We start from the raw sequence: 25,122 nt of genomic DNA, 5'->3' as shown, positions 1-25,122 counted from the left end.
GAAATAGTGTGCTACTTCTCGTATTCATCCTTGAAGTAGTCGGCCCACTCGGAGTAGGGATCGTCCTCCCGGACATCCTCCTCCGAACGGGAGCTATTGCTGGCGAGTTCACGCTGCAACTGCTCTAAGTCCATCTCAGGAGTTTGGTACTTCAGTTGACGAGCTACCTTAGCCTGCTTAGCCTTCGCGCGGCCGCGACCCATGGCTAGACCCCCTTGGAGTGTGCCTGAAGTGCCTCGGGCGTAGGGCACCCCATTATCGGTTTCTTCAATCTTGTATTCCTGTGAATCCACAATAGCTAATGTGACGAAAAAAGTCGCACCTGGGTCCGTGGCGTGCCGCAAAACCGATCGCGCCCGTACCCCTTTAGAGGGTACGAGAGCGGAAGCGCTGCACCGCCTCCCGGCCGGCCTTAGTGCCATTGTCCTGCGGAATCGTCTCCGGGTCCACGGCCACGGAGCAGTCGCCCACGCGCAGATCCTGGGACTGTAGCGCGGATCTTTTCACCACGGCCAGCGCGATCGGACCGAAATCGCAGTCTTGCACCACAGTGCCCACCCGGCCCACGGCGCGCGGCCGAGTGCCCTTGGTGATGCTATCGCCGGGCACCGGCAGGCTGGGGGCGGAGCCATCGAGGTGCAGCCGCACCAGCACCCGCGGCGAGGATCCCAAATTCTCCACCCGGGCCACCGTTTCTTGGCCGCGGTAGCAGCCCTTGTGCAGATGCACCGCCGTGCCGCCCACCCAGTGCGCCACCTCGTGCGGGATCGACTTATCGTCCAGATCCACCTCCGGCAGCGGCAGGAGATGACGCACCCGCTCTGCGGTCCACGCCATCAGGCCTACACAGTGCACGCCGTTGCTCTCGAGTTCCGTGAGGGTGGCGTCGATAAGCGTCGTGGGAACATAGAGATCGGTGTGGGCGAGGGGAGCGCTGATGCTGCGGCTAAGCCCGGTCGGCGCGTTCGTGCCGAGGAGGGTGAGCAGGCCGAGATCGGTGCGGGAGATCTCCACGGCGGACCAAAAGACCATGCGGCGCAGGAATTCCTCTAGGCTGGCGGCGCTGGGGCGGGGGATATCCAGCAGGAATCCCTCCTCGGTGCGCAGCACCCCCAGCGCGTGCAGGATATGGCCCTGGGCATCCAAATCCAGGGCCTCGGTGCCGGCGCCCACGGGAAGATCATCGAGCTTCTGCGAAAGCAGATTATTCAGAAACTCCGGGGCATCCGCGCCGCTGACCTGCAGCACCACCCGGTTGGAGCGGTCAATCACCACCGGCTGCTCGGCGATCGCCCGCTGCTCTCCTAAAGGATCACCATAATGCCACGCCACGCCTTCATAGGCGGGGTGGGCGTCGGCGTCCTGCGCGGGGCAGGCGCCGGGACGCGTCAGGCCAGGGGAACGATAGGATGTCTCACTCATCCCGCCCATCCTAGAGGAGCGAGGCGAGAGCCTGCGTGGAGGGGCACACGTACCAGCCGCCCGAGAGCGGCGTGGTGAACTCGGTGAGACGATCCGCCGGGCCGCCATCCACCCCGGCCATGCGGCGCAGCATCTCCTCCATGCGCCACTGATCGAAGCTGAAGCCCACGAACACAGTGCCATGGGTAGACATGTCCCCATAAGAGACATTGCGGCGGAAGATCTCCAGCTCGTCCTCGCCGACCTCCACCACGGTGCGGTTGACGTGGGAGGACTCTGGGTTGGTATCCTCGTCCAGCTCCACCGAATCGGATTTGGTGCGGCCGATGATCTGCTCCTGGATATGGGCCTGCAGCGCCTCCCACTCCACGGCCTTGTGCTCCCAGAGCTGGTAGAGCAGCACCGAGCTGCCCGCGCCGGGGCGGCCCTCCGGCACCGCCACCACACTCGGAGCCTCCAGGGCCGGTGGGTTTTCGGTACCGTCCTCAAACCCAGTGAGATCGCGGTTGTGCTGGTAAACCCAGCCGGTGGTTTCCTCCACCAGGTTGGCGCTCTCGCGTACCGTATTAGCGATCGTGCGGGAGATGTCGAATACCTGGGAGCGGGAGGATCCCGCCACCCACAACCATGCATCGTGCTGGGTAGCGGGCATGGACATCGTCGAGCCGCTAATCGGCTCGGAAAAATCGTGCACCTTATCCGGCACATACTCTGCGTCGGCTACCTCGGCCCACAGGCTGGGGCGCACACCCAGCACCACGTTGACGCCGTGCGTGGTGGGCAGATTGATGGCCTCGGCCAGATGGCGCAGCACCGCGCATCCATCCGCGCCGGGGGCAAGATCAAACTCGAGAAAAATATGATCGGTGGTGCCTAGACCAGTGATTCCGCTTTGATGACTCATACCTTTGATTCTGCACCAAAGTTCGCGCCGGCGTGAATAATGAAAGGCATGAGTTCTCGCCCCATTATCGTTCGCCTCGACATAGGCAGCGGAGAGATCGCCGATCACGACCCCGATACGCCTCTAGTTTACTGGGATGATTATGCCGTGACCCGCGGTGACGGGGTGTTTGAAACGGTGCTCGTGCGCGAGGGGCGCGCCTGCAACCTGCAGCGACATGTGGAGCGATTCCACAGCTCGGCCGAGCTATTGCACTTGCCGCCGCCGCAGCAGCAGCTGTGGGACGCCGCTATCCGCCGCGCCGCCGACCGCTGGGAGCAGGAGAATCACTGCGATGGCGCCATGGTGTGGACCTATACCCGCGGCCGGGCCAGCACGGGGCAGCCCTCGGCGTGGATTAGCGTCAAGGCGGTGAGCGTCGAGCAGCTCGCCCAGCGCCAGTACGGGGTGGCGGTGCTGACCCTGCCGCGCGGGGCAGATGATTCCAGCCCCCGCGCCGCCAAGACTCTCAGCTATGCCTCGGCCATGGCGGCGCTACGCCAGGCCGCTGCCCAGGGCATGGACGATGTGATCTACGTGGCAGGGGAGCGGGTACTCGAGGGTGCGACCTCCACGGTGGTGGCGGTGACTGGATCCACGATCCGCACCCCCGAGCCCAAGGGCGATATCCTGCCCGGCACCACCCAGGCTGCGCTGTTTAGCTACGCCGCCGCCCAGGGCTATACCTGCGAGACCGGGGATATCACGGTGAGTGAGCTGGAGGCCGCGGATTCGGTGTGGCTCGTCAGCTCGGTGCGCATCGCCGCCCAGGTCACCAGCATCGATGGCCGGCCCACCCGTGGCCACGGAACAGCAGACGCCGCCGCAATCCAGACAATGATCACGGCGGCGTTGGGGTAGATAAGGTTTAGCCCGCGTAGCGCTGCAGCTGCGCGGAGCGGCGGGGCTTGAGTTCCTGGTCAACCAGACGCTCGTCCACCCAGCCGAGATCGCCATTGGGCAGCAGGCCGTAGAGGCGCTTGCCGGGGCCGAGCGTGGTGAGCCCCGAGGCGGTGGCCATGGTGGAGGCAGAGCTGAGCTCCCAGGCGCGCTCGTTGAGGGGCTCGCCGTACATGATCTCCACCGCGCCGCCGGAATGACAGAGAATGAACTCGATTTCGTCCTTGTCATTGATGCGCAAGAATCCGGTCTCGCGGGACTCGAGGGACTCTGGGGCATCCTTCTTCCAGCACTTGGACTCCACGTTGATGTAATTGCCGCCATCGTGGGAGAAGATCAGCTGGTTGCCGAAGGTGAACTCGCCGTCCTCGGGGGTATCGGCTTGGCCCTCGCCGCGCCAGACACCCACCAGCGGCAGCAGCGCCAACAACCCATCGTGCAGGCTGGGGCCCTCGCGCAGGTTCGCGGTATCGGCGGGAATCGGCAGCTCGCCGAGGCTGGGAATATTCCGCCCGCCGGTGGTCTTAGCGACCTCCGCGGCGCGATTGACGGCCTCGTTGCCATCGAGGCGCGGGCTCAGGTTTTCGGGATGGTTCGTCGATGAATCAGTCACACCGTCCCATAGTAACGAAGCTAGGAACCAAGCTCGGCGATCTCCGCCTCATTACGGCGCTTCCCCTCGGAGGTGATCTCCTGAACCTGCGGTCCGAGTGGCGAGAGATCTCGGATATCCAGGCGCACATTGCGCTGCTCAGACTCGAAGACCACCGACCCGCCGCGCACAAATACTTGCGAGGCCTGCGAGGGCAGGGGCAGCTCGCGCGAATCAATCTGGAAGAAGAACTGCTGCTTAATCTCTTCCTGGCGGGCCGGATCCTCCGGGCCATGGCGCAGCTCGGTGGGAGTCATGGTGATGGTGGTGCCGCTAATGCGCAGCCGCGCCAGCACCGTCACCGGCTCCTCGAGCTCGGCGGGGGTGCCGGTGAGCAGCACTTCCGCCGCGGTGCCGCCGGAGGGGGAGATGTCATAGGGGTGACTGATCTGCAGATCAGTCATCTGCAGATGCTCGCCCAAGGCCACCCCATCGAGGCTCACTGAGCGGGAGATCACCCGCGCTACCACGCCATCGAGATCCCCAGAGAGCACTTGTTCGCGGTTCATGGTGAGGTTAAATACATCGGTGGTGGCGTTGACCACGCCGAAATTGGGCACGTCCACATCCATCACGTGCGTGGAGATCTTCGGCACATTGCCGCTGAGCAGCGCGGCAGTATAGGGGGCGCCGCCGACATAGACTCGCGGCGGCACCGGCAGATGGGTGGTGTCCTCCACCGAGCGGGAGATCGTGCGCTCCACGTTGATGGCCACGGCGGCATCGGCGAGCCATCCGCTCACCCCGAGCGCTGCCACAACGGCGGCGATGCGCAGTAGTCTCCGCTTGCCTTTCACGATCACTACCCTAGTGGATATGCGTTATGAAAAGCTGCATCTGCCCACCCACGCCGCGTTCCGTTCCGCCACCCTGAGCATGCTCGATGCCGTGCAGCGCGAGGACGGCGTCGCAGCCCTCTCGGAGCAGTTCCTGCGGGGCATTGACGACGCCGCCCTCGCCCACACCCACTGGCTGGCCCTCGATGAGGACACGGTGGTGGGAGCGCTGGCCGTCGCCCAGGACTCGGCGGAGCTCGCGGTGCACCCCGCTTATCGACGCCGCCACGTGGCCACCCAGCTTCTCGATCAGGCAGCGGTCACGGACGTGTGGGCGCATGGCGATCTGCCGGCGGCCCAAGCGCTGGCGCAGCGTCGTCACGCGCGCATCACCCGTGAGCTGCTGGTGATGGGCATCGACGGCGATGATCTGAGAGAGTATGTGCGCCGCAGCGCCACCACCCCGCCCGATCCGGAGCTGGAGCTGGTGGACTATGCCTCTGCCTGCGCCCGCTGGGGTGAGGAGCAGGTCCAGCGCGCTTGGCTGGAGGCCAATAACTCGGCCTTTTCCTGGCACCCGGAGCAGGGCGGCTGGGATCTGGCGCAGCTGCGCTCGGGCATGGATACCGACTGGTTCGACCCGGCGGGGGTGCTGTTATATATGCACCGCGAAAGCGGCCAGGTGGCGGGATTCCACTGGACCAAATCCCACGGTGCCGAGCAGGGCGAAATCTATGTGGTGGGAGTGGCTGATGAGTTCCGGGGCCGCGGCCTCGGCGCCCCGCTCATTGCCGCTGGGGTGGCGTACCTCGTGGAGCAGGGGCACAACTCCGTCATCCTCTATGTGGAGGCGGATAACGCCCCCGCAGTCATGGCTTATGAGCAGGCAGGATTCAGCACCAGCGAAAGACATGTGGTGTATTCCAGCGAGCAGTCAGAGTAGTTCGGGCAACTTTTGCTGGCTTTTCACCTTCCGTTAACCGTAGTGCGGTGTGGCGGCCATATCGCTGCCTTAGGTTGTCTCCTTGGGCACGGACGGCCCACCACATCATCCATATGGAAGGACACCCACTGTGACTTACACCTTCAAACGTTCAGCCGCCCTCCTCGGTCTTGTCGCCAGCAGCTCCCTGGTGCTTGCCGCTTGTTCCGAAACCGGAAATAGCAGCTCGGAGGGGGCCGAGTCCCCAGAGAACCTCTCTGGCGCCTCCGGACAGCTGGTAGCAGAGGGCGCCTCCTCGCAGCAAAAGGCCATGGACCTCTTCGGCATCAAGTTCAATGAGTCCACGGGAAATAACCTTTCCTACACTGCCACCGGTTCCGGCTCCGGCCAGAAGCAGTTCATCGCCGGCCAGGTGGCCTTCGGTGGCTCCGACTCCCCACTGGATGAGGAGCAGGTAGCCGCCGCCGCCAAGCGCTGTGAGGGCAATGATGCTTGGCACCTGCCGATGGTGATCGGTCCCGTGGCCGTCGCCTATAACCTCGACGGTGTCGATGGCCTGAACCTCTCAGTGGAGAACGTCGCCAAGATCTTCAAGGGCGAGATCACCACGTGGAATGATGAGGCCATCGCTGCCGAGAACGAGGGTGTGGACCTGCCCGACGACAAGATCGAGGTGGTGTACCGTTCCGAGGAGTCCGGTACCTCCGATAACTTCCAGAAGTTCCTCAAGGCCGCTGTTCCGGATCTGTGGGACACCACCGGCAAGTCCTTCCCCTCCACCACCGGTGCTGGCGCTAATGGCTCCACCGGTGTGGTGGGACAGGTCTCTGACACCCCGGGTGCAATCACCTATGTGGAGGCAGGCTTCGCCACCGAGGCCGGCCTGGGCGTCGCCAATATCGACTTCGGCCACGGCCCCGTGGAATTGAATAACGAGACCGTGGGCAAGGCCCTGGACAATCTCGAGTACGCCGGCGAGGGGCACGACATGGTGGTGGACGCCAACAAGCTCTTCTCCATGGACGTTGAGGGCGCCTACCCGGTGGTGCTCACCACCTACGAGATCGTCTGCTCCGCTGGCTATGACGAGAACACTGCCGGCTTGGTGAAGGACTTCCTCAAGGTTGTCCTCGCCAACCAAGACCAGGATCTCGAGACACAGGGCTACATCCCCGTGTCTGGCGAGTTCAAGAAGAAGCTGGAAGACGCCGTCGACGCACTCCAGTAATAGCCCCTTCTCAGTCAAAGGACGTTTCCTCTCATGTCCAGTACCTCCGTAGTGACTACGCGCGAGCCGGATGTGCGTACTGCACCGCCGAGCGCGCCCGAGCCGGCACCTAAGCCGGTCTCCCGCCCCGGCGACCGCATTTTCAAGACGCTCTCCACGGCCTCGGCGGCGTTGATCACCGTGCTCATCGCGGCCATCGGTCTCTTCCTGCTCTGGCGCGCGGGGCCCGCACTGCTCAACAACGCCGAGGGAATCTCCGGATTCTTCACCTACGCGGGCGATTGGAACACCGCAGACACCTCCGCGATGTACTTCGGTATTCCCAATCTCTTCGCGGTCACCGTGACCGTCTCCCTGGTGGCACTCCTGCTGGCCATGCCGGTGGCGCTGGGCATTGCGATCTTCCTCTCCAACTATGCGCCGGCGCGATGGGTGAAGCCGCTGGGATTCTTGGTGGACCTGCTGGCCGCAGTGCCCTCCATCGTCTACGGCCTGTGGGGTGTAAAAGTCCTCGGGCCGCTGCTCAGCGGACTCTTTGAATGGATCAATAGCTGGGCGGGAGGCTTCTTCCTCTTCGCGCACTACGACAATTCGCCGTCCTTTGCCACCTCCCGCATGATCCTCACCGGTGGCATCGTATTGGCCATCATGATCCTTCCGATCATCGCCGCCACCGCGCGCGAGGTGTTCGTCCAAACCCCCAAGGGGCACATCGAGGCCGCCCTAGCACTCGGCGCCACTCGCTGGGAAGTCGTCCGGATGACGGTGCTGCCCTTCGGTATGTCCGGCTATATCTCGGGGTCAATGCTCGGATTGGGCCGCGCCTTGGGCGAGACCATGGCGCTCTACCTGGTGATCTCGCCCTCCTCGGCCTTCCGCGCCTCGCTCTTCGACGGCGGCACGACCTTCGCCACCGCGATCGCCAACGCGGCCCCCGAGTTCAACAATGACCTCAAGGCTGGCGCCTATATCGCCGCCGGCCTCGTGCTGTTCTTCCTCACCTTCGTGGTGAATGCGGCAGCACGTGGCGTCGTGAAGCGAAAGAAGTAGCATGACACAGATTCAGACATCCAGTTCTTTCCAGCACATCTCCTCCTCCCGCCGCACGAAAAATAGCATCGCCACGGTGGTGATCTATAGCGCCATGGTGCTGGCAATGGTGCCGCTGGTGTGGGTGCTGTGGGAGGTTGTGTCCCGCGGTATCGGTGCGGTGCTGCAGCCGGAGTGGTGGACCGCCTCGCAAATGGGCATCCTCTACAACGTCGAGGGTGGTGGTGCACTGCACGCCATCGTCGGCACCCTGGTACAGGTGGGCATCGCCTCTATCCTGTCCATCCCTATCGGCATCTTCACCGCCATCTACCTGGTGGAGTACAACAACGGCGGGCGGCTCGCGAAGGTCACCACCTTCATGGTGGATATCCTCACCGGTGTGCCCTCGATCGTGGCGGCACTGTTTATCTACTCGGTGTGGGTGGTGCTCTTCGGCTTCGAGCGCTCCGGTATGGCGGTGGCGCTATCGCTGGTGCTGCTCATGATCCCAGTGGTGGTGCGCAATACCGAGGAAATGCTCCGAGTAGTGCCGCACGATCTGCGTGAGGCCTCCTATGCACTCGGCGTGCCCAAGTGGAAGACCATCGCCAGGATCGTGTTGCCCACCGCGCTGTCGGGCATCGTCACTGGCATCATGCTGGCCATTGCGCGCGTGATGGGCGAGTCCGCCCCCGTGCTCATCTTGGTGGGCTCCTTCCAAGGCATCAACTGGGACCCCGCGAGCGGCCCACAGTCCTCGCTGCCGCTGATGATGCTCGACATGTACAAGGCCGGCTCCTCCGATGCGGTGCTGGCCAAGATGTGGGGTGCGGCCCTGACCCTCGTGCTCCTCATCGCCCTGCTCAATATCGCGGCACGGATCGTTTCCGCGAAATTCTCTGTGAAAAACTAGCCCCACCGCTCAGGAGAACTCACTCACATGGCCAAGCGTCTCGACCTTAACGACGTCAATATTTACTATGGCGATTTCCACGCCGTGCAGAATGTGAACCTGCACGTGCCGCCGGAGTCCGTCACCGCCTTCATCGGCCCCTCTGGCTGCGGCAAGTCCACCGTGCTGCGCACCCTCAACCGAATGCACGAAGTGATTCCGGGGGCGCGCGTAGAAGGCAGCATCACACTCGATGGTGAGGACATCTACGGCCCCAAGGTGGACCCCGTATCCGTCCGCAACACCATCGGCATGGTGTTCCAAAAAGCTAATCCTTTCCCCACGATGTCCATCGCCGACAATGTGACGGCGGGGCTGCGGCTGTCCGGTATGAAGGACAAGAAGAAGCTCGCAGAGGTCTGCGAGAAGTCACTGCGCAGCGCCAACCTGTGGGAGGAAGTCAAGGACCGCCTGGATAAGCCGGGTGGTGGACTCTCCGGTGGCCAGCAGCAGCGTCTGTGTATCGCCCGCGCAATTGCGGTGGAGCCCGGCGTGCTGCTCATGGATGAGCCCTGCTCCGCGCTCGACCCGATCTCCACCCTCGCTGTGGAGGATCTGATTCACGAGCTGAAGAAGGACTTCACCATCGTGATCGTCACCCACAACATGCAGCAGGCCGCCCGTGTCTCGGACCAGACGGCATTCTTCTCCCTCGAAGCCACCGGCAAGCCCGGGCGGCTGGTTGAGGTGGGGCCCACCAAGAAGATCTTCGAAAACCCCGACGAGAAGGAAACCGAAGACTATATCTCGGGTCGCTTCGGCTAAACAGCCCGCGCCCCGTCCCGCCTAGTCGCGGGAAAAGCGCCGCTCCAGATCTGCGATGCGGCGCGCAAAATCTTCTTCGCTGCGCTCATCTTCCAGCTTCAGGCGGTACTCCTCCGGTTGCATACCGGAGGTGAGGTACACGATGCGCGCAGCGACATCCACCGTATGGTCGGCGAAGCGCTCATAGTAGCGGGACAGCAAAGTGACGTCCACGGCCTCCAAGGTGGAATATTTCCATTCACGCTGGGTGAGCACGTGCATGATATGGGCGTGCAGATCATCCATAGCGTCATCATCATCACTGAGCACCAGCGCCACATCCGCATCCGGATTGAGAAGAAGCTCGTGAATCTTGTCCGACATCTGCAAAGCGATGCGCGACATTTCCTCGAAGTAGCCCACTAAAATCGCTGGCACGGCATTATTCGGATGGCGGCGACGCGCGACCCGGGCGATATGCATGCCCAGCGCGCCCATGCGATCAAAATGCTCCACAATATAGATGGAAGAAATGATCTGGCGCAGATCCCGCGCCATGGGTCCTTCCAAGAGCAGCAGGGCAACGGCACGTTCCTCGCAGCGCTGTCGCGTCTCCTCCATGGTGGTGGCAGCTGAGAGCGCCTCCTCGGCAGGAGTGAGCTCATTATTAATCAGCGCCTTGCTGGCTAATCTCATCGTCTCGCGGACGTGATCACTTAAGACCAGAAGATCGTAGGAAAAGCCGTCTAGGTGCTCGCGAAAGGCAGTGCGCATACGCTGCACTATAGCTGCTTCTATGCAGCTCTGCTGAGTGCGAAGGGCGGCTAGCCGCCGGAATGCATGATTTCGGCTCCCTCGGGAACGCTGGCGTCCTCAGGGTCATCTAGCCAGCCCTCCGGCAGCAGCACCTTCGCCGGCGAGCCCTGGCGGCCGCGCGGCCCCTCGGCATCGGCGGCTAGCTCGCTGCTCTCAGCATAGGGGGCGAGCAGTTCATTCAGATGCGCTAGGGATGTCACCCGCGAAAGCTGGCTCCGAGCCTCGCCGCCCACGGGAAAACCACGCAGATACCAGCCCATGTGTTTACGCAGGTCGCGGCAGCCCTTCTCTTCGCCTTCGTGGCGCACCATCAACTCGGCGTGGCGCCGGATGATCTGGGTGACCTCGCCCAGAGTCGGCTGCGGCGGTAGCGGCTGGCCCCGCAGCACCGCCGCCAGCTCCGCGAAGAGCCACGGCCGGCCGAGACAGCCGCGGCCAATCACCACGCCATCGCAGCCGGTGCGCTGCATCATGGTCACCGCATCCTGGGCGGCAAAGATATCGCCATTGCCCAGGACAGGAATATCAGCGAACCCGGAGGCCACCATGTGCTGCTTTAATGCCGCGATCTCCTCCAGCCTGGCCGTGCCGGAATAGCGCTGGGCGGCGGTGCGAGCGTGGCAGGCCACCGCGGCCGCCCCATTTTCCGCCGCGATCCGGCCTGCATCGAGGTGGGTGTGATGCTCATCATCAATCCCGACGCGGAATTTCACTGTCACCGGAATATCGGTGCCCTCAGTCGCACGCACCGCGGCGTCCACGATATTGCCAAAGAGCCGGCGCTTATAGGGCAGTGCCGAGCCGCCGCCGCGCCGGGTGACCTTCGGTACTGGGCAGCCGAAGTTCATATCAATATGATCGGCGAGGTCGTTATCCACGATCATCCGCGCCGCCTCATAGGTATAGTGCGGATCCACCGTGTAGAGCTGCATGCTCCGCGGATTCTCTGCTTCATCGAAGGCGATCATGTGCATCGTCTTCTCATTGCGTTCCACGAGAGCGCGGGCGGTGATCATCTCACACACATAGAGCCCCGAGACGCTCCCCATCTTCTCCAACTCTTGTTCGCGGCATAGTGTGCGAAACGCGACATTGGTTACCCCCGCCATAGGGGCGAGTACGACGGGTGATTCGAGGGTGAGTGAACCGATCTGCAGCGGCCGATGATTGCGCAATGTAGTCACCCGCCTAGTGTCGCCTATCCGCAGCGTTCACCGCAATTTCACGGCGTCGTTCCCAGCTCTTCGCGGCGAGGGCCAGTAGTCGATCCTCAGCGAGCTCGGGGGTAGTGGAAAAGAACCTGAGACACGAACCAAAAGTTCGTCTATTGTGGGGTTCGTAACCTAGTTCACAGCGGGTGCGCTGACGCGTGCAAGATCGCACGGTGTTATCAGCCGGCACATTCAACCGCGGGGCTAGGACAAGTACCGCACTCACGGCCTGCGGTGGTGACCCGAATAGGAGTCCGCCCCGCACCGGAATGCACACAGAAATAAGGAGAACTAAGAGTTCATGTCGGATCGTATTGCCAACGCCAAGCTTCGCGGAAAAGTTATGTCTGCGGAGGAAGCTGCCCAGTTTGTTAACCACGGTGACAAGGTAGGTGTATCGGGCTTCACCGGCGCCGGTTACCCGAAGGTGCTTCCCACCGCTATCGCGGAGCGCGCCAAGGAGGCTCATGCCAAGGGTGAGGAGTACATGATTGATCTCTTCACCGGCGCCTCCACCGCCCCCGAGTGCGATGGTGTTCTCGCCGAGGCGGATGCCCTCCGCTTCCGTACCCCGTACCAGTCGGACCCGATCCTGCGTGGCAAGATCAACGACGGCACCACCTACTACGCCGACTACCACCTTTCTGAGTCGGGCATGTACGTCTCCCAGGGCTTCTTCGGCAAGATGAACGTTGCCATCGTCGAGGTCACCCGCATTACCGAGGAAGGCCACCTCGTGCCCTCCTCCTCCGTGGGTAACAACGTGGAGTACCTGGACGCCGCCGACAAGATCATCATCGAGGTCAACGAGTGGCAGTCCCTGAACCTCGAGGGCATGGCCGATATTTACCGCATCGAGCCGCTGCCGAACCGTCAGCCCATCCCGATCACCAAGCCCGGCGATCGTATCGGTACCACCTACATCGACATCGATGTGGACAAGGTGGTGGCTGTGGTCGAGACCAACAACGAGGACCGCAACGCTCCCTTCAAGCCGCTGGACGAGACCTCCAAGCAGATCGCCGGTAACTTCCTCGACTTCCTCGAGGGCGAGGTGGCCGCTGGTCGCCTGACCTATGACGGCTACATCATGCAGTCCGGTGTGGGTAACGTGCCGAACGCCGTGATGTCCGGCCTGCTGGACTCCAAGTTCGAGAACATCAAGGCTTACACCGAGGTCATCCAGGACGGCATGGTGGACCTCATCGATGCCGGCAAGATGACCATGGCATCCGCCACCTCCTTCTCGCTCTCCCCCGAGTACGCCGAGAAGATGAACGCCGAGGCCGACCGCTACGCCAAGTCCATCGTGCTGCGCCCGCAGCAGATCTCCAACCACCCCGAGGTCGTGCGCCGCCTCGGCCTGATCGCCACCAATGGTCTGATCGAGGCCGACATCTACGGCAACGTCAACTCCACCAACGTCACCGGTTCTCGGATGATGAACGGTGTGGGTGGCTCCGCGGACTTCACCCGTAACGGCTTCATCAGCTCCTTCATCACCCCCTCCGAGGCGAAGAACGGCGATATCTCCGCCATCGTGCCCTTCGTCTCTCACGTGGACCACACCGAGCAGGACGTCAAGGTGCTCATCACCGAGTACGGCTACGCCGATCTCCGTGGCCTTGCACCGCGCCAGCGTGTGGAGAAGATCATCGCCATCGCGCACCCGGATTACCGTCCGGTGCTGGAGGAGTACTACTCCCGCGCACTCGAGGCCGCCAAGAAGAACAAGACCCTCCAGACCCCGCACGATCTGGAGACCGCACTGTCCTTCCACCAGCGCTTCCTCACTCACGGCTCCATGAAGCCGCAGAGCTAAGAGCTCACTGAGTCTCGCTGCCACCTCGCCCGCACACGCGGGTGGGGTGGTCTTTTTTCCAAACACCGCACCGCATTGATAAACTACATTTCTCGTACGGGCCTTTAGCTCAGTTGGTAGAGCTACGGACTTTTAATCCGCAGGTCGTGGGTTCGAGCCCCACAGGGCCCACTACAGCAGCACTCCCCAGCCAGATGGCTGGGGAGTGCTGTTTTTATTCTTGGGGGTAGCGCTGCTGTGCCGGCCACCAGATCCGGTTGCCCGCCCACAGGGTGAAGGCGGGGACGAGGAAGGCGCGGATGAGGAGGGCGTCGATAAGCACTCCGAGGGCCACAATCACCGCCAGCTGTACGAGGAACTGGATGGGGATCACGGCCAGGGCGGAGAAGGTGGCGGCCAGCACGACGCCGGCGCTCGTAATCACCCCGCCGGTGGTGATCAAGCCGCGGCGTACGCCGTGGTGGGTGCCGTGCTCGAGTGCTTCCTCGCGGACACGCGTCATGAGGAAGATGTTGTAGTCGATACCGAGGGCCACGAGGAAAACGAAGCCATAGAGCGGCACGGTGGGATCAGCGCCGCTGAAGCCCAAGAGGTGGAAGATGAGCGCGGCGACGCCGAGGGCGGTGCCGAAGGAGAGAATCGTGGTGGCCAGGAGCATCACGGGCGCCAGCAGGGAGCGCAGCAATACCGCCAGCATCACGGTGATCACCAGCAGCACCACGGGGATGATCACCTGGCGATCGCGGATGGAGGTGTCGTTGGTGTCGATGTCCACGGCCGTGGTTCCGCCCACGGCCGCATCGGGAAGCGCGGCGCGCAGCTGGCGCACGGTGTCTTTCGCCGCGGCGGAATCGGCGGGGGCGTCGAGGGTGGCCTGGATCATCACGTGCCCATCCACCACGGTGGCAGTGCCGCGCCCAGGAATCGGGGACTCGAGCGATAGCGCGGCGGGCTGCTCCACCCCAGCAGTCGCGGCGATGGTGGCGATGGTGGTCTCCGCAGCGGACTCATCGGCGAGCACGTACACCGGAGAGCCGGAGCCGCCAGGGAAGTGACGATCCACTATCTCCTGGCCATCGCGGGCATCGCTTTGGCCGAGCACGAAATCGGATTGGGGAACGCCATCGGCGTCGAAGCCGATCAGCCCGAACCAGCCGCAGGCCAAGAGCGCGGACATGCCGAGGGCAAGGGCGCGAGGATGGCGCTCAGCCACATCGGCCACCCGCGTCCACGTGGGCGATTCCTGGCTCTCCTGGCTGGGGCGGGGGCGACGCGGCCAGAAGGCCACGCGGCCGAGAAGCAGGAGCAGGGCGGGGAGGAAGGTAAGGGAGGAAGCCACCGCGGCGGCGATGCCGATCGAGGCCACCGGCCCGAGCGCGGCCGTCGACGCCAGATCGGAGAGCATGAGGCACAGCAGGCCCGCCACGACGGTGCCGGCCGAGGCCGCAATCGGCTCCCAGGTGCCCGTGATCGCCCGAAGAGTGGCCGTCCAGGGCCGGGTGTGCTTCGTGAGTTCCTCGCGATAGCGGGCGGTATACAGCAGCCCATAGTCGGTGGCGGCGCCGATCACCAAGATGAAGAGGATGCCTTGGACCTGGCCGTTGATGGTGACGATGTCGGCCCGTGCCAAGGCCACGTTGATCGCCACGGCCAGACACAGCGCGGTGAGCGCGGAGAGCAGCACCAGCAGCGGCAAGATGGGGGAGCGGTAAACCACAACCAAAACCAGCAGCACGGCGATGACGGTGACGAGTAGGAGCTGGGAGTCGATACCGGCGAAGGCGGCGGAGAGATCGGCAGTGAAGCCGGCGGGGCCGGTAATCCACATCTCATCCGCGGCAGGGAGGCGTTGCTCGATCGCGCTGTCGAGCTCGGCCACCACCTCGGTGATGGCGGCGTCGCTGGGAATGGCAGCCACCAGCTGCACCGCCTCGCCGTCTTCGGAAGGCAGGAGGGGGCTGAAGCTGAGTTCGGGGAACTCAGACGCGAGTTCCTCGGGGAGCGAGCCGAGGGCCTCTGGGGTGGCAGAGTCGCCGCTGATCACCACGACGGCGGGGATGGAGTCGCCGTCGCGGAAATCGCTGAGCGCTTTCTGTACGGTCGTGGACTCCGCGGTTTCGGGGAGGAAGGAGGCGGGGTCTGTGGAGGAGACCTCACTGATGGCGCCAAACTGGGGGCCGCCGAGGCCCATAATGGCGATCCACAGTGCCACCAGTACTAAGGGCAGTCCTGTGCGCAACCAACGGGAGGGAGCAGAGGTGGTCATAGGCCATGAGTGTAGTCTGAAGCCCTGCTGAGAAAGGGCGTAGGAGCTGAGGTTTTGTGCGATCTCATGGTTCATGTATGATTCATCTCAGTCCGCACGCGGACTACGCCCCCATCGTCTAGCGGCCTAGGACACCGCCCTTTCACGGCGGCGGCACGGGTTCGAATCCCGTTGGGGGTACTTTCCACTCATTGTGGAAAGACATAACAAAATATGGCCCTGTGGCGCAGTTGGTTAGCGCGCCGCCCTGTCACGGCGGAGGTCGCGGGTTCGAGTCCCGTCAGGGTCGCCATGGATAAGCGGCTATCGATGCTTTGAGGAAGCACTCGGTAGCCGCTTTTTCTGTGTCTCAGTGCAGCCCCGTAAAATAGGGTATGAGCAGCGGATTTGCGGGTATGTAAGAGTGTTATGTAGAGTATCCACTCGTGCACAGCGCACTGCTTAGCCAGTAGCTGGTACACAATAAAATATGGCCCTGTGGCGCAGTTGGTTAGCGCGCCGCCCTGTCACGGCGGAGGTCGCGGGTTCGAGTCCCGTCAGGGTCGCAGATCGTTGCTTAGGCAAGGATCGTGGCCAGATAGCTCAGTCGGTAGAGCGTCCGCCTGAAAAGTGGAAGGTCAGCAGTTCGATCCTGCTTCTGGCCACAACATGAAAAGCAGTCTCCTCGCAATAGTGAGGGGGCTGCTTTTTACATCTGCGCTATCCTCGGCTCCACAGAGATACATACTCTATGGAGAAAGGAAGGCACCGCCCATGAGCGCTGCACAGCACGTACACCTCGACGAGGGATCGCAGACCTACGTGATTGAGGTCGATGGCCAGATGGCCGGCTACGCCGAGTTTCAGGCGGTGGATGAGACGGTGCGCGACTTCAACCACACCGTGGTGCTCAACGACTATCGCGGCCAGGGCCTATCCTCGCCGCTGATTCGCTACGCCCTCGATGATTCGATCCGCGAGGGCATGAAGATCGTGCCGAGCTGCTCTGCGGTGGAGCACTTCATCTCCAAGAATCCCGAGTACCGGGAGCACCTCGCCCGCTAGCCACGGCGCGAGCCAGCTGGGGCACGCGCCGCAGCCGAGGCACAGAAAAACTCCCAACGGGTAGCACCGTTGGGAGTGTGTGTGTCTTTAAATCGTGTAATCGTTGCCCGGCACGTAGCGGTCGGGGTCCACCAGCTTCACGCACTCGGAGGACTCGCGGGGCCGCATCTTCGCGGGCACGCCCACGGCGATGTGCTCGCAGGGCACGTCCTTGGTGACGACCGCGTTGGCGCCGATCGCCGAGCCCTTGCCGATGGTGATCGGGCCCAGGACCTTCGCCCCAGCGCCCACCACCACATCGTCTTCGAGGGTGGGGTGGCGCTTGGTTTGGGTGAGCACCTGCCCGCCTAGGGTGACGCCGTGATAGAGCATGACGCCATCGCCGATCTCCGCGGTTTCGCCGATGACGATGCCCATGCCGTGATCGATGAAGAAACGGCGGCCAATGGTGGCGCCTGGGTGAATCTCCACCCCGGTGAGGAAGCGGGCGCATTGCGCGAGCACGCGGGCGGGGCCGCGGTAATTGCGCACCCACAGGGCGTGGGCGACGCGGTGCGCCCAGATGGCGTGGAGCCCCGAATAGACGATGGCGTTTTCCATGTCCCCGCGGGCGGCGGGGTCGTGCTCGCGGGCATTGCGGAGATCTTCGCGCATGTGGGAGATGGCGGTGGAGATGACAGCGATCATGAGGGTCGATCCTACCTCAGAGTGTGCTAGTTGAACTCTGCGCGCACATCCTCGAAGAGGACGGTGGAGGCGTAGCGCTCGCCGTAGTCGCACACGACGGTGACGATGGTCTTGCCCTTGTTCTCCGGCTTCTTGGCCTCGCGCAGTGCGGCGAAGACGTTGGCGCCGGAGGAGATGCCGCCGAGGATGCCCTCCTGCTCGGCCAGGGCGCGGGCGGTGGCGATGGCATCCTCGTTGGTGACGGTGACGATCTCATCGATCACCTTGCGATCCAGCACCTCGGGGATGAAGTTCGCACCCAGGCCCTGAATCTTATGGGAGGAGGCCTTGCCCTCGGTGAGCAGCGGGGAATCAGCGGGCTCCATGCCGATGATCTCCACCTCCGGCTTGCGCTCCTTGAGCACGGTGCCCACGCCGGTGATGGTGCCGCCGGTACCGAAGCCGGCGAGGAAGATGTCTAGCTTGCCGTCGGTGTCGTTCCAGATCTCTTCCGCGGTGGTCTCGCGGTGGATCTTCGGGTTGGCGGCGTTGGAGAACTGGCGCGCCAGGATAGCTCCCTCGCGCTGCTCCACTACCTCGTGCGCCTTATCGACGGCGCCCTGCATGCCGGCCGAACCCGGGGTCAGCACGATTTCCGCGCCATAGGCACGCAACATGATGCGGCGCTCCATAGACATTGTCTCGGGCATGGTGAGCACTACGTTATAGCCGCGGGCGGCGCCGATCAGGGCCAGGGCGATACCGGTGTTGCCGGAGGTGGCCTCCACGATGGTGCCGCCTGCCTGTAGCTCACCGGACTGCTCGGCGGCGTCGATAATGGCCTTACCAATGCGGTCCTTAACGCTATTGGCCGGGTTATAGAACTCGAGCTTGACCAGTACCTTGGCGTCGAGGCCCTCGGTGAGGCGATTGAGGCGAACCAGCGGGGTGCCGCCGACGAGCTCGGTGACGTTGTTATAGATGCGCGACATGAGTCAGGCACTCCTTTAAAAGTCGATAATTAAGTTACCGCTCCCCAGCATAATGTCCCGTTCGCACAATTACCAGACAGGATAGTATTACACAGATAGACAAAGGGGTCTATCGACGTACCCCTATATGGGGAGTAAATCCCCGCGTAGCAGCGCACGGCGTTATGGTGAGTAAGTCGCGGAGAACGGGAATGCGGTTCAGCGTCATGCCACGCCGCAGCGGACCTCGCCACTGTAGGGCTCGCCTCAGCATTTATTGAGACGCAGGCTCTCGGAGAACAATCGCCGGATACACACCCCGGCTTACCACTGCAGCAGCCGCTGCGGGAAGGTGCATCCGAGATGCCTAGAGCCAAGCCAGGAGACCGGCCGCGACACGATAGCCGAACACATATCGATCAGCCCAGTTCGGCGCAAACCGGTTCTGGTGCGAGGACTCACCCGGACATGAGTCAAAGAAACGAGCGTTTCTTCCACCATGCATATTGCAGAAGGATTCCTGCCTATTGAGCAGGCCGTGGGCTGGGGTGTGGCTGCCGCACCTTTCGTGATCCACGGAGCAATCCGCGTAAACAAGCAACTGAAGGAAAAGCCGGAAACAGGACTTCTTCTCGGCGCCGCCGGCGCCTTCACTTTCGTGCTTTCAGCACTGAAGATCCCCTCCGTGACCGGCTCCTCCTCCCACGCCACCGGCACCGGGCTCGGAGCGGTCCTTTTTAAACCGCCCGTCATGGCGTTTCTGGGCAGTATCGTGCTGCTCTTCCAAGCGCTCCTGCTCGCCCACGGCGGCATCACCACCCTAGGCGCCAATATCTTCTCCATGGCCATCGTTGGTCCCTGGATCGGCTATGGCGCGTGGATAGCGGTTCGTAAGGCCGGCGGTAGTGCCACCATTGGCATCGCACTGGCTGCGTTCTTTGCCGATCTTTCCACCTATGTGGTCACCGCCTTTCAGCTGGCCGGTGCCCACCACGCCAATGGCTTCTTTAACTCGGCCATGACCTTCCTCGCGCTGTACGCGCCCACGCAGCTGCCGCTTGCAGTCGTGGAATCCATCATCACGGTGCTGATTTTCCGTTCGCTGCGCACCATCGCGGCCCGCGAGCTTTCCCTGCTGGGAGTGCTGGGCGGCCGCGAGGAGGCCAGTGTGCAGCAGGAGAGCGTCGATAAGCCAAAGGAAGGGCAGAAGGCATGAAAAAGAACAACACTGGCGTGACTATTGCGCTCATCCTCGCGGCCATCTTCATCGCCGCATTTCCCATGTTCTTCAACGTCGGAGACAAGGACGCGGAGGAGCACTTCGTTGGCACCGACTCCAGCGCAGAAACCATCGTGGAGGAAGTCAATCCCGGCTATGAGCCGTGGTTCGAGCCGCTCGTCGGCGAGCTGCCCGGCGAGGTGGAGTCCGGACTCTTCGCCCTCCAAGCTGCCCTCGGCGCCGGCCTACTCGGCTATGTGATTGGGTTATACCGCGGACGCACGAAGTGGGCGCAAGAGCAGGCGCAGAGTTCCACGCCACGATGAATCCACTCGACATCGCTGCCGCCCGCTCTCCCTGGGCACAGCACAGCGTGTCGGAAAAGGTGTTTGCCTTCGGCGGCGCACTAGTCTTAGCCCTCGCGCTGCCGCCGCTTCCCGTATTGCCAGTGCTATTGGTGATCGTTCTGCTCGCGGCGGCGCGGGCGCAAGTGGACTGGCGGCTCTATATCGGGCTCGTGCTCGCCCCCTTCGGGTTTATCGTGCTCGGTATCTGGCCGCTGATGATCAACCTGACCCCCAGCGGTCTCGTGCTGGTCGAGGGCGGCGTCGCCCACGCTGCGGTTGTCGCAGGCCGCAGCTTGGTGGGCATGAGTATCACCATGCTTTATGCCCTCAGCACCCCCATTGCCGCCCAGCTCACTTGGGCGCGGCGGATCGGGATCCCCGAGACTCTCGTCGTGGTGAGCATGCACATCTACCGCTTTTCCTCGCTCCTCTACACCCAGTCGCAGGCGATGTGGCACGCGCAGGCACAGCGGTTGGGGCATAGCTCCTGGCGGCGCTTTCTGCGTTCGGTCGCCGATCAGGCAGCCAATCTCTTCCTGGCGGCCTTCCAGCGGGCCCAGCGCTTGCAGGAGGGCCTCGAGCTGCGCGCCGATAACGCCGCGGCAGCCGTCTACGGCACCTTCACTCCCGCCCGGCCCGCGCGCCTGGCGATCATCCTTGTCTGCCTGGCCGCGGTCTGTGCCGTGGGCCTAATCCCCGTTGTGTGGTGAGACCTTTGACAACCCCCCATCCTCTCCTCGGCCTCGACGCCGTCAGCTTCGCCTACCCGCACGGGCCCGCGGTGCTGCACGATGTGCAGCTGCATATCGAGCGCGGCGACGCCGTGGCCCTGCTCGGCGCCAATGGTTCCGGAAAATCCACCCTGATGAAGCTCATGGCGGGGGCACTGCAGCCGCAGCGTGGGCAGGTGCTTATCGACGCCGCCCCCGCAGCCTATGATCGCGCCGGCCGCAACCGCGCCCGTTCGGTGATTCAGCTGGTGCTCCAAGAACCAGATGACCAGATCTTCGGCGTCTCCGTGCGTGCCGACGTTTCCTATGGCCCCACCAACCAGGGGCTCTCCGAGAAGGAGATCGCGGCGCGGGTGGAATGGGCGATGGAGCGCGCCGAGATCACCGACCTTGCTGAGCGCGTGCCGCAGCAGTTGTCCTATGGGCAGCGCAAGCGGGTGAGCTTGGCCGGGGCATTGGCCATGCGGCCACGGGTGCTCCTGCTGGACGAGCCCACCGCGGGGCTCGATCCGGCCGGCTCTGCCCAGCTGCTGCGCACCCTCGCGTTGCTGCGTGAGGAGGGTACCGCCATTGTGCTCTCGACCCATGACGTGAACCTCGCCTATGCCTTCGCCGATACCGCGGCAGTGCTCACGGGCGGGGTGGTGCGCAGCGGGGCCTGCGCGGAGATCATGACGGATACCGACCTCATCGAGCAGGCGCGCCTAGAGCTTCCGTGGGCGCCACTGGTCTCGCGAGCACTGGGTCGTGACGTACTCACGGCCGCCGATGTCCTCGCACAGCCCCACCGTCCAGAGTGATATATGTCACTCTAAATGGCGCTAAACCCACGTGCGTGTTTGTTCTAACTTGTTTCGCAATTGGGCGCTCTTAACCCCCTGATCTCACCACGCGGGACGTAATAGCGGATCTGCTGCAGTGGGGTGGGGAGGGTGTACTGACGGGGGTAAATGACCTGTCTGAGTCTCCAGAAGGGCTTTTACCTGCAGATTTAGTGGCGGGGGTGGGGTGCGAGATTTGTGGCGTAAAGCTGAGAGGGAGATAAATATTTACCGAGAAAATGGCGCGGCGGGGGAGGTGGAAGGACTAAAGGCGGGTGCACCCATAAAGGGGGATAAAGGGGGAGATTGTGAACTTTTCATCTCAGGCGGTGCGGAAAACTTCCCCTAAGTACTTATGATTACCCCCGTTTCTTGTTTATAATCCTGTCCTACGAGCAACCTAAGCGAGGCGGGTGTGAACAGGGGCACCCACTACCTCCCCGTAGCTACATGCCATGGGAGGTGCCGATCCCCCGGACCGGCATTAGGTGAACAACGCAGGAAGAAGAGTATGGATCCGCAGCGTCTCAAGGATGACGAAGAAGCGATTCGCGCAGCACTCACCACACTGAAGACCGCCACCGGTATTCCGGTTACCATGTATGCCACGGTGCTACCCGATAGCCGGCTCCAAATCAGTGCCTGGGTAGGGCTGCGCACCCCGGCTCTGCAGAATCTCGTGATTGAGCCCGGCGCCGGCGTCGGCGGCCGCGTTGTCTCCTCCCGCCGACCGGTGGGCGTCTCTGATTACACCCGTGCCTCCATCATTTCTCATGAGCACGACAAGCCCATCCAGGACGAGGGCCTGCACTCCATCGTGGCTGTGCCCGTGATCGTGCAACGCGATGTGCGCGGCGTGCTCTACGTGGGCGTGCACTCTCCCGTGCGTCTGGGCGACAAGGTGATTGAGGAAGTCACCATGACCGCCCGCACTCTCGAACAAGACTTGGCCGTCAATAGCGCGCTCCGACGCGGCGATGCCGGCGGCAGCGGGGCCAAGCCCGGGCGCGTGATGAACGGTGCCGAATGGGAGCAGGTGCGCTCCACCCACTCCAAGCTGCGCATGCTGGCCAATCGCGTGGGGGATGAAGACCTGCGCAAGGAGATCGAAAGCCTCTGTGACCAGCTGGTCTCCCCGGTGCGCGTAAAGCAGACCACCAAGCTCTCCGCCCGCGAGCTCGACGTGCTGGCCTGCGTGGCCCTGGGGCACACCAATGTCGAGGCTGCCGAGGAAATGGGCATCGGCGCCGAAACCGTGAAAAGCTACCTGCGCTCGGTCATGCGCAAGCTCGGCGCTCACACCCGGTATGAGGCCGTCAACGCCGCCCGCCGCATCGGCGCGCTGCCCTAAAGCCTCGTGCTGCTTTTAGCGCTCGCCGCCGGGAACCCAGCGCACATCCCGGCCCTGGTTTTCCACCCGGCCCAAAATAAAGAGCGCATCACTGAGACGATTGAGATATTTCGCCGGCAGTACCGACATCGTCTCGCCGTGCTCGGCGATGGCCGCCCAAGCGGCCCGCTCGGCGCGGCGAGCCTTCACCCGCGCGGTGTGCAACAGCGCCGAGGCAGGCGTGCCACCGGGAAGAATGAAGGAATCGAGAGTCGGCAGCTCCTTATTGAAACGATCGCAGTCCTGCTCGAGGCGCTCGATATAATCCGGCTCCACGCGCAGCGGGGGATACTTCGGATTCTCCACGACGGGGGTGGCGAGGTCCGCGCCGCAATCGAAAAGCTCATTTTGTATCCGGCGCAGCACCGCACTCACGTCCTCGCTCGGGGAGGCCAGCGCCAGCACCTCCCCGATGGCGCAATTGGTTTCCTCGCAGTCCGCATACGCCTGGAGGCGAGAATCATTTTTGGGTACGCGGGAAAAATCCGACAGACCCGTGGTGCCGTCGTCTCCGGTGCGGGTATAGATCTTGGTCAAATGAACACTCATAGTTCTCGATTCTAGGGAAAAGTCGCCGCCAAGCAGGTAGCGCACAACCGCCCCCAAGGCACTAGGCTGGTGCACTGTGAAAGAACATTTCTTGGTTGAAGGTGGCGCCCGGCTGCAGGGCGCTGTGAAAGTCCACGGCGCGAAGAACAGCGTGCTCAAGCTCATGGCCGCCGCGTTGCTGGCTGAGGGCACGACGACGCTCACCAACTGTCCCGAGATCCTCGATGTCCCGCTCATGCGCGATGTTCTAGAAGGCCTGGGCTGCACCGTGGATATTGACGGACCCACCGTGCGCATTAGCACCCCGGCACAGCCGCAGAGCAATGCCGACTTCGAGGCCGTGCGCCAATTCCGCGCCTCCGTATGCGTGCTCGGCCCGCTCACCGCGCGCTGTGGCCATGCCGTGGTGGCACTGCCCGGTGGCGATGCCATTGGTTCGCGCCCGCTCGATATGCACCAATCTGGGCTGGAGAAGCTCGGGGCGCGCACCTATATCAAGCACGGCTGTGTGGTCACCGAAGCCGAGTCGCTGCGCGGCTCCTATGTGCAGCTGGACTTCCCCTCGGTGGGGGCCACAGAAAATATCCTCACCGCCTCGGTGCTGGCTGAGGGCCGCACCGTCTTAGATAATGCCGCGCGGGAGCCGGAGATCGTCGATCTCTGCGTGCTGCTCAAGGAGATGGGTGCCCAGATCACTGGTGAAGGCACCTCTACTATCACCATCGATGGCGTAGATAAGCTGCATCCCGCCGAGCACGAGGTGATCGGCGATCGCATCGTCGCCGGCACTTGGGCCTATGCGGCAGCGATGACGCGCGGCGATATTACTGTCGGCGGCATTAACCCGCAGGCGCTGCACATCGCGCTGGAAAAGCTCAAGATCGTCGGTGCCGAGGTGGAAACCTATGACACCGGTTTCCGCGTCCGCATGGATTCTCGCCCCTCGGCCGTGGACTACCAGACCCTGCCCTTCCCGGGATTCCCCACGGACCTGCAGCCGATGTCGATCGGGCTGGCTGCGGTCTCGGAAGGCATGAGCGTGATTACAGAGAACGTCTTTGAATCCCGCTTCCGCTTCGTGGACGAGATGCAGCGCCTCGGCGCGGACACCTCCGTGGATGGACATCACGTCGTGGTCCGCGGGGTCGAGCAGCTCAGCTCCACCCCAGTGTGGTCCTCCGATATCCGCGCGGGTGCCGGGCTGGTGCTGGCGGCCTTGTGCGCCGATGGGGTGACGGAAGTGCATGACGTCTTCCATATCGATCGCGGCTATCCGCAGTTCGTGGAGACCCTCAACCAGCTGGGCGCCCGGATCACTCGTGTCTCGGCATCGCGCCACGGCAAGGATTAAGACGGTTATAGATCCTTCTAAAATCCCCTCCTAGCAGGGGATTTGCGTGTATCCAGCGATCTATGTAGATTTATCTCCTGTCAGCGCGACCGACAGCGCCCCACGTTGTGAGAGAACAACGAAGAGTGGCGAAAAGAAAACAGCGTTGATACCAAGCCTTCCGAAACAGTCAGGATTCTGACTCGATTGGTTGTGCCTGTGTTGTTTGAGAACTCGATAGTGTGCCAGCTTTGTTTTGTTGATGTGTGCTGCTTTTGTTGTGGTGTGCGTGTTTGGTTGTGTGTGGATCAGGTGCCCTTGTGATTGGGGTTTGTTTGGTCGCATGT

At 63.0% G+C, this 25,122-nt stretch carries 26 protein-coding genes, 5 tRNA genes and 1 riboswitch; of the genes, 19 read left to right on the top strand and 12 right to left on the bottom strand.

The features are described 5' to 3' along the window. Positions 1 to 11: 11 nt before the first annotated feature. From GBB11_RS09850 to GBB11_RS09840, 3 genes are all read right to left on the bottom strand, one after another. Complete coding sequence (locus GBB11_RS09850) at positions 12 to 203, bottom strand: DUF3073 domain-containing protein (protein WP_151550035.1); 192 nt, start codon at positions 201 to 203, stop codon at positions 12 to 14. Positions 204 to 366: 163 nt separating this feature from the next. Continuing rightward, positions 367 to 1,422, bottom strand: coding sequence for a folate-binding protein YgfZ (locus GBB11_RS09845; protein WP_151550014.1), 1,056 nt, complete (start codon positions 1,420 to 1,422; stop codon positions 367 to 369). A 10-nt stretch (positions 1,423 to 1,432) separates the two neighbouring features. Further along, on the bottom strand, positions 1,433 to 2,326 hold the full coding sequence (locus GBB11_RS09840) for a Dyp-type peroxidase (protein ID WP_151550015.1): 894 nt from the start codon (positions 2,324 to 2,326) through the stop codon (positions 1,433 to 1,435). Positions 2,327 to 2,374: 48 nt separating this feature from the next. On the opposite strand from GBB11_RS09840, the gene GBB11_RS09835 reads away from it, so the two are divergent. Continuing rightward, positions 2,375 to 3,226, top strand: a complete 852-nt coding sequence (locus GBB11_RS09835; protein WP_151550016.1) for an aminodeoxychorismate lyase — start codon at positions 2,375 to 2,377, stop codon at positions 3,224 to 3,226. A gap of 7 nt (positions 3,227 to 3,233) precedes the next feature. Here GBB11_RS09835 and GBB11_RS09830 read toward each other — a convergent pair whose 3' ends face one another. Continuing rightward, the gene (locus tag GBB11_RS09830; protein ID WP_151530221.1) at positions 3,234 to 3,878 is read right to left on the bottom strand and encodes an FABP family protein; all 645 of its coding nucleotides are present in this window, start codon (positions 3,876 to 3,878) and stop codon (positions 3,234 to 3,236) included. Between the two features lie 20 nt (positions 3,879 to 3,898). Further along, a complete protein-coding gene (locus GBB11_RS09825; RefSeq protein ID WP_225979256.1) occupies positions 3,899 to 4,714 on the bottom strand; it encodes a DUF2993 domain-containing protein in 816 nt (271 codons plus the stop codon). A gap of 19 nt (positions 4,715 to 4,733) precedes the next feature. On the opposite strand from GBB11_RS09825, the gene mshD reads away from it, so the two are divergent. The 5 genes from mshD (at position 4,734) to pstB (ending at position 9,613) form a co-directional block, all read left to right on the top strand. Then, positions 4,734 to 5,636, top strand: coding sequence for a mycothiol synthase (gene mshD / locus GBB11_RS09820; RefSeq protein WP_151550018.1), 903 nt, complete (start codon positions 4,734 to 4,736; stop codon positions 5,634 to 5,636). Between the two features lie 130 nt (positions 5,637 to 5,766). Then, on the top strand, positions 5,767 to 6,864 hold the full coding sequence (gene pstS / locus GBB11_RS09815) for a phosphate ABC transporter substrate-binding protein PstS (protein WP_151550019.1): 1,098 nt from the start codon (positions 5,767 to 5,769) through the stop codon (positions 6,862 to 6,864). A 33-nt stretch (positions 6,865 to 6,897) separates the two neighbouring features. Continuing rightward, the gene (gene pstC, locus GBB11_RS09810) at positions 6,898 to 7,914 is read left to right on the top strand and encodes a phosphate ABC transporter permease subunit PstC (protein WP_151550020.1); all 1,017 of its coding nucleotides are present in this window, start codon (positions 6,898 to 6,900) and stop codon (positions 7,912 to 7,914) included. Position 7,915: 1 nt separating this feature from the next. Next, entirely contained in the window at positions 7,916 to 8,809 is an 894-nt protein-coding gene (pstA, locus tag GBB11_RS10870) for a phosphate ABC transporter permease PstA (protein ID WP_151550021.1), read from the top strand. Between the two features lie 27 nt (positions 8,810 to 8,836). Further along, positions 8,837 to 9,613: a phosphate ABC transporter ATP-binding protein PstB gene (gene pstB, locus GBB11_RS10865; protein ID WP_151530227.1), complete on the top strand. Its 777-nt coding sequence runs from the start codon at positions 8,837 to 8,839 to the stop codon at positions 9,611 to 9,613. A gap of 21 nt (positions 9,614 to 9,634) precedes the next feature. Here the strand turns inward: pstB and GBB11_RS09800 are convergent, their stop codons facing one another. Together GBB11_RS09800 and dusB are read right to left on the bottom strand one after the other, a co-directional pair. Then, positions 9,635 to 10,366: a PhoU domain-containing protein gene (locus GBB11_RS09800; protein WP_151550022.1), complete on the bottom strand. Its 732-nt coding sequence runs from the start codon at positions 10,364 to 10,366 to the stop codon at positions 9,635 to 9,637. A 50-nt stretch (positions 10,367 to 10,416) separates the two neighbouring features. Continuing rightward, positions 10,417 to 11,592 carry a tRNA dihydrouridine synthase DusB gene (gene dusB / locus GBB11_RS09795; RefSeq protein WP_151550023.1) on the bottom strand — a complete coding sequence of 392 codons (1,176 nt, stop codon included), beginning with the start codon at positions 11,590 to 11,592 and terminating at the stop codon, positions 10,417 to 10,419. A 328-nt stretch (positions 11,593 to 11,920) separates the two neighbouring features. On the opposite strand from dusB, the gene GBB11_RS09790 reads away from it, so the two are divergent. Together GBB11_RS09790 and GBB11_RS09785 are read left to right on the top strand one after the other, a co-directional pair. Beyond that, positions 11,921 to 13,441 (top strand): acetyl-CoA hydrolase/transferase family protein, encoded by a 1,521-nt coding sequence (locus GBB11_RS09790; protein ID WP_151550024.1) that lies wholly within the window; start codon positions 11,921 to 11,923, stop codon positions 13,439 to 13,441. Between the two features lie 98 nt (positions 13,442 to 13,539). Then, positions 13,540 to 13,612: transfer RNA gene (locus GBB11_RS09785), tRNA-Lys, on the top strand. Positions 13,613 to 13,655: 43 nt separating this feature from the next. On the opposite strand, the gene GBB11_RS09780 is transcribed toward GBB11_RS09785, so the two are convergent. Continuing rightward, positions 13,656 to 15,707 carry an MMPL family transporter gene (locus GBB11_RS09780; protein WP_151550025.1) on the bottom strand — a complete coding sequence of 684 codons (2,052 nt, stop codon included), beginning with the start codon at positions 15,705 to 15,707 and terminating at the stop codon, positions 13,656 to 13,658. A gap of 107 nt (positions 15,708 to 15,814) precedes the next feature. On the opposite strand from GBB11_RS09780, the gene GBB11_RS09775 reads away from it, so the two are divergent. From GBB11_RS09775 to GBB11_RS09755, 5 genes are all read left to right on the top strand, one after another. Further along, a tRNA-Glu gene (locus GBB11_RS09775) sits at positions 15,815 to 15,887 on the top strand. Between the two features lie 35 nt (positions 15,888 to 15,922). Beyond that, positions 15,923 to 15,999, top strand: a tRNA-Asp gene (locus tag GBB11_RS09770). Positions 16,000 to 16,178: 179 nt separating this feature from the next. Beyond that, positions 16,179 to 16,252: transfer RNA gene (locus GBB11_RS09765), tRNA-Asp, on the top strand. Between the two features lie 26 nt (positions 16,253 to 16,278). Continuing rightward, positions 16,279 to 16,351: transfer RNA gene (locus tag GBB11_RS09760), tRNA-Phe, on the top strand. Positions 16,352 to 16,460: 109 nt separating this feature from the next. Then, positions 16,461 to 16,751: a GNAT family N-acetyltransferase gene (locus GBB11_RS09755; RefSeq protein WP_151550026.1), complete on the top strand. Its 291-nt coding sequence runs from the start codon at positions 16,461 to 16,463 to the stop codon at positions 16,749 to 16,751. Between the two features lie 87 nt (positions 16,752 to 16,838). Here the strand turns inward: GBB11_RS09755 and epsC are convergent, their stop codons facing one another. Together epsC and cysK are read right to left on the bottom strand one after the other, a co-directional pair. Continuing rightward, positions 16,839 to 17,438 carry a serine O-acetyltransferase EpsC gene (gene epsC / locus GBB11_RS09750; protein ID WP_192796374.1) on the bottom strand — a complete coding sequence of 200 codons (600 nt, stop codon included), beginning with the start codon at positions 17,436 to 17,438 and terminating at the stop codon, positions 16,839 to 16,841. A 26-nt stretch (positions 17,439 to 17,464) separates the two neighbouring features. Continuing rightward, the gene (cysK, locus tag GBB11_RS09745) at positions 17,465 to 18,409 is read right to left on the bottom strand and encodes a cysteine synthase A (protein ID WP_151550027.1); all 945 of its coding nucleotides are present in this window, start codon (positions 18,407 to 18,409) and stop codon (positions 17,465 to 17,467) included. 148 nt (positions 18,410 to 18,557) lie between these two features. Then, positions 18,558 to 18,798: riboswitch (cobalamin riboswitch) on the top strand. A gap of 89 nt (positions 18,799 to 18,887) precedes the next feature. Here cysK and GBB11_RS09740 point away from each other — a divergent pair. The 5 genes from GBB11_RS09740 to ramA all read left to right on the top strand — a co-directional run bounded on the left by GBB11_RS09740 (position 18,888) and on the right by ramA (position 22,857). Continuing rightward, on the top strand, positions 18,888 to 19,604 hold the full coding sequence (locus tag GBB11_RS09740; protein WP_151550028.1) for an energy-coupling factor ABC transporter permease: 717 nt from the start codon (positions 18,888 to 18,890) through the stop codon (positions 19,602 to 19,604). Then, positions 19,601 to 19,933 (top strand): energy-coupling factor ABC transporter substrate-binding protein, encoded by a 333-nt coding sequence (locus GBB11_RS09735; RefSeq protein ID WP_151550029.1) that lies wholly within the window; start codon positions 19,601 to 19,603, stop codon positions 19,931 to 19,933. Before GBB11_RS09740 ends, GBB11_RS09735 begins: the two co-directional genes overlap by 4 nt. Continuing rightward, positions 19,930 to 20,664 (top strand): CbiQ family ECF transporter T component, encoded by a 735-nt coding sequence (locus GBB11_RS09730; protein ID WP_151550030.1) that lies wholly within the window; start codon positions 19,930 to 19,932, stop codon positions 20,662 to 20,664. Before GBB11_RS09735 ends, GBB11_RS09730 begins: the two co-directional genes overlap by 4 nt. A 5-nt stretch (positions 20,665 to 20,669) precedes the next feature. Beyond that, positions 20,670 to 21,485: an energy-coupling factor ABC transporter ATP-binding protein gene (locus GBB11_RS09725; RefSeq protein ID WP_151550031.1), complete on the top strand. Its 816-nt coding sequence runs from the start codon at positions 20,670 to 20,672 to the stop codon at positions 21,483 to 21,485. A gap of 532 nt (positions 21,486 to 22,017) precedes the next feature. Further along, positions 22,018 to 22,857 (top strand): acetate metabolism transcriptional regulator RamA, encoded by an 840-nt coding sequence (gene ramA, locus GBB11_RS09720; RefSeq protein WP_151550360.1) that lies wholly within the window; start codon positions 22,018 to 22,020, stop codon positions 22,855 to 22,857. 15 nt (positions 22,858 to 22,872) lie between these two features. Here the strand turns inward: ramA and GBB11_RS09715 are convergent, their stop codons facing one another. Next, on the bottom strand, positions 22,873 to 23,445 hold the full coding sequence (locus tag GBB11_RS09715; RefSeq protein ID WP_151550359.1) for a cob(I)yrinic acid a,c-diamide adenosyltransferase: 573 nt from the start codon (positions 23,443 to 23,445) through the stop codon (positions 22,873 to 22,875). Positions 23,446 to 23,521: 76 nt separating this feature from the next. On the opposite strand from GBB11_RS09715, the gene murA reads away from it, so the two are divergent. Beyond that, positions 23,522 to 24,796 carry a UDP-N-acetylglucosamine 1-carboxyvinyltransferase gene (gene murA / locus GBB11_RS09710; RefSeq protein WP_151550358.1) on the top strand — a complete coding sequence of 425 codons (1,275 nt, stop codon included), beginning with the start codon at positions 23,522 to 23,524 and terminating at the stop codon, positions 24,794 to 24,796. Positions 24,797 to 24,856: 60 nt separating this feature from the next. On the opposite strand, the gene GBB11_RS10965 is transcribed toward murA, so the two are convergent. After that, positions 24,857 to 25,122: hypothetical protein (locus tag GBB11_RS10965; protein ID WP_225979318.1), on the bottom strand; the 266-nt coding region annotated here is incomplete at its 5' end.

Origin of the sequence: Corynebacterium sp. 74A (genome assembly GCF_008930665.1) — a bacterium.
GTDB classification, from domain to species: domain Bacteria; phylum Actinomycetota; class Actinomycetes; order Mycobacteriales; family Mycobacteriaceae; genus Corynebacterium; species Corynebacterium megadyptis.
The sequence above is the reverse complement of the archived record's forward strand: the minus strand, read 5'-3'. Positions and strand labels throughout refer to the sequence as shown.